Here is a 2,840-nt window from a genome sequence, read left to right on the forward strand (position 1 = left end):
TCAAAATGCTGAATAAAAACTTCTAAGTCTAGATTTTTAGATAATTGAAGAACAAATTTTTCGTCTGCATCACTTTCAGCATCTCGTAAATTAAAATTGCAGTGTGCTAGTGCTATATCTAATTTAGAGGCTTTGCATAAATGTGTAAGTGCAACACTATCTAATCCACCAGAAATAGCTATTAAAAGCTTCTTATCTTTTATAAATTTAAGATTATTGTTTATGTATGTATTGAATTTTTCTAACACGCTGTAAATGTACGTTTTTTGATGGTTTTATTTTACTTTTCTTTGTTGTATGGGAAATAGCGATTTTACACTGAGATTAGCAGGTTTTTCGCGGAGAATCACAGAGAATTTAGTACTAATTTTAGTGTTTTAGATTAATGCAAATGTTTATTCACTTATTACTGATCATTGTTAATTGACAGCTAGCTTTCCAAAACCTCTCGCATTGCTTTTGCTTTTATTAAACATTCTTCGTATTCCTTTTGTGGGTCGCTTTTGGCAGTTATTGCTCCTCCAACCGAATACGATACATACTGTTTTGCTTCATTGTAAAGAATACTTCTAATAACAACATTAAAATCGAAATCTCCATTTGGTGAAATATAACCTACACTTCCTGAGTATAAACCACGTTTGGTCTCCTCTAAAGTTTCAATAATTTGCATTGCTGAAATTTTTGGTGCTCCTGTCATGCTTCCCATTGGAAAGGTTGTTTTTATTATATCTATTGGGTTTGCGTTTTCTTTTACTTCTGAAACAACTGTAGATACCATTTGGTGTACTTGGTCGAAACTATATATTTTACAAAGCTCTTCTACTTTAACACTTCCTTTTATTGCTGTTTGCGAGAGATCGTTTCGTACCAAATCTACTATCATTATATTCTCGCTTCGCTCCTTTTCATCACTTACCAAATTGTTTTTTAAAATGGAATCCATTATATGGTCTTCATCTCGTTTTGCAGTGCCTTTTATAGGCTGCGAAATTATTTTAGTGCCTACTTTTTTTATGTAGCGTTCTGGAGAAGCTGATAATAAATAATTGCTACCCATTTTTAAGAACGTAGCAAAAGGTGGTTTTGAAATGGTATTAAGCTTATTGTATGTTTCTAAAGGTTGAATTTTAGTATCCTCAGCATAAAATTCTTGGCAAAAATTAGCTTCGTAAATATCACCTCTGTAAGTATGAGACAGTACTTTTGCTACTTTTTTAATATACTCGTCTTTGTTTATTTTTTGTTTTATTTTTATAGGGCTTTCCAACTCTTGTATTGTTGGATTGCTAGATTTTTCAATCTCAAGCAAATCCGCCTCTAACTCATCATCAACTGCTTTTAGATATAATGTTTCAACACTGTTTCCTTTGATGAGAAATAGTTTTTTTGGTTGAAAAAAATATAAATCTGGAAACTCTAAGCTATCATCATTATTAGACTTTAATGCTTCTGTATCGTTCTTTAAATCGTAAGTTAGGTAACCAAAAATCCAATCGTTTGTTAAGCTTTGGTATTCCTTTAATTTATCGAAAGCATTAAAATAATCGGTTTGTATGGCAGTAAAAGCATCTACTGCTAAAACGGCATCGTAACTAGAATAGTTTTGATTGTCTTTTAAATGTTTAGAATTAGAATCTAACCAAACCACATCATCAAACTGTTGTGCCCAAACCAGTAGGTTTTGCTTAAATGTTTCGTTGTTTTTAAGTCTGTATTTTTGTTGTGTTCTCAATTGAAAAAGGTTGATTACAAAGTACCGAAATTTTAATCATATTAAAAACTACTAATCACTTTTATGATACAATATGAAAATGATTAGTGAATTCAATATTAACAAAGTAACTTTGCAGCATGACTTTTAGAGATTTAAACTTAAATACACCATTATATAACGCGCTTGACGATTTAGGCTTTACAACGCCAACTCCTATTCAAGCCGAAGCTTTTAGCGTTGTTGCCAGCGGAAAAGACATGGTTGGTATTGCGCAAACAGGAACAGGTAAAACCTTTGGCTACATGCTTCCTGTTCTTAAAAACCTACCATTTTCTAAACAAGACAACCCAAGAGTATTGGTTTTAGTACCTACTAGAGAGCTTGTTGTACAGGTTGTAGATGAGATTGAAAAGTTAACGAAGTATATAAATACTCGTGTTTTAGGTGTTTATGGTGGTACTAATATTAATACTCAAAAAAGAGCTATTGCTGAAGGTATAGATATTTTAGTAGCTACTCCTGGTCGTATGTACGATTTGGCTTTAATTCATGTTTTAAATTTAAAATCTATTCAGAAATTAATTATCGATGAAGTAGATGTGATGTTAGACTTAGGTTTTAGACATCAATTAATTAATATTTTCGATTTATTACCTGAACGTAGACAAAATATAATGTTCTCTGCAACGATGACACTAGATGTAGATAAATTAATTACAGATTTCTTTAAATCACCACAAAAAGTATCGATTGCAACCTCAGGAACACCTTTAGAAAACATAAAACAAATACGCTATAAAGTTCCTAATTTTTATACAAAATTAAATTTACTGAAGCATTTACTTCAAGATGAAGAAACGTACAATAAGGTTTTAATTTTTGTTGCTTACAAAAAAATGGCAGATCGTCTTTTTGAAGCTTTAGAAGAAGAATACAACGAAGAGTTATGCGTTATACACTCTAACAAAACACAAAATTACAGACTGCGTAGTATCGAGCAATTTCGTGAAGGTATTAACAGAATATTAGTAGCTACAGATATAATGGCTCGTGGACTGGATATTGATAATGTCTCGCATGTTATAAATTTTGACACACCAGATTACCCAGAAAACTACATGCA

3 protein-coding genes are annotated in these 2,840 nt (G+C 31.5%); 1 reads left to right on the forward strand and 2 read right to left on the reverse strand.

Features of this window, described 5'->3' with window-relative positions; translation table 11 throughout:
* The coding region (locus Q0C58_RS08935) for an ATP-binding protein (protein WP_290700283.1) at positions 1-248 on the reverse strand (248 nt) is incomplete at its 3' end.
* A gap of 182 nt (positions 249-430) precedes the next feature.
* Complete coding sequence (locus tag Q0C58_RS08940) at positions 431-1,735, reverse strand: anthranilate synthase component I family protein (protein WP_290700285.1); 1,305 nt, start codon at positions 1,733-1,735, stop codon at positions 431-433.
* A 119-nt stretch (positions 1,736-1,854) separates the two neighbouring features.
* Here Q0C58_RS08940 and Q0C58_RS08945 point away from each other — a divergent pair.
* Positions 1,855-2,840, forward strand: a 986-nt coding sequence (locus Q0C58_RS08945; protein ID WP_290700287.1) for a DEAD/DEAH box helicase, incomplete at its 3' end; no start/stop codon positions are given.

Origin of the sequence: Lacinutrix sp. (assembly GCF_023299985.1) — a bacterium.
In the GTDB taxonomy this organism is placed as follows: Bacteria; Bacteroidota; Bacteroidia; order Flavobacteriales; family Flavobacteriaceae; genus Lacinutrix.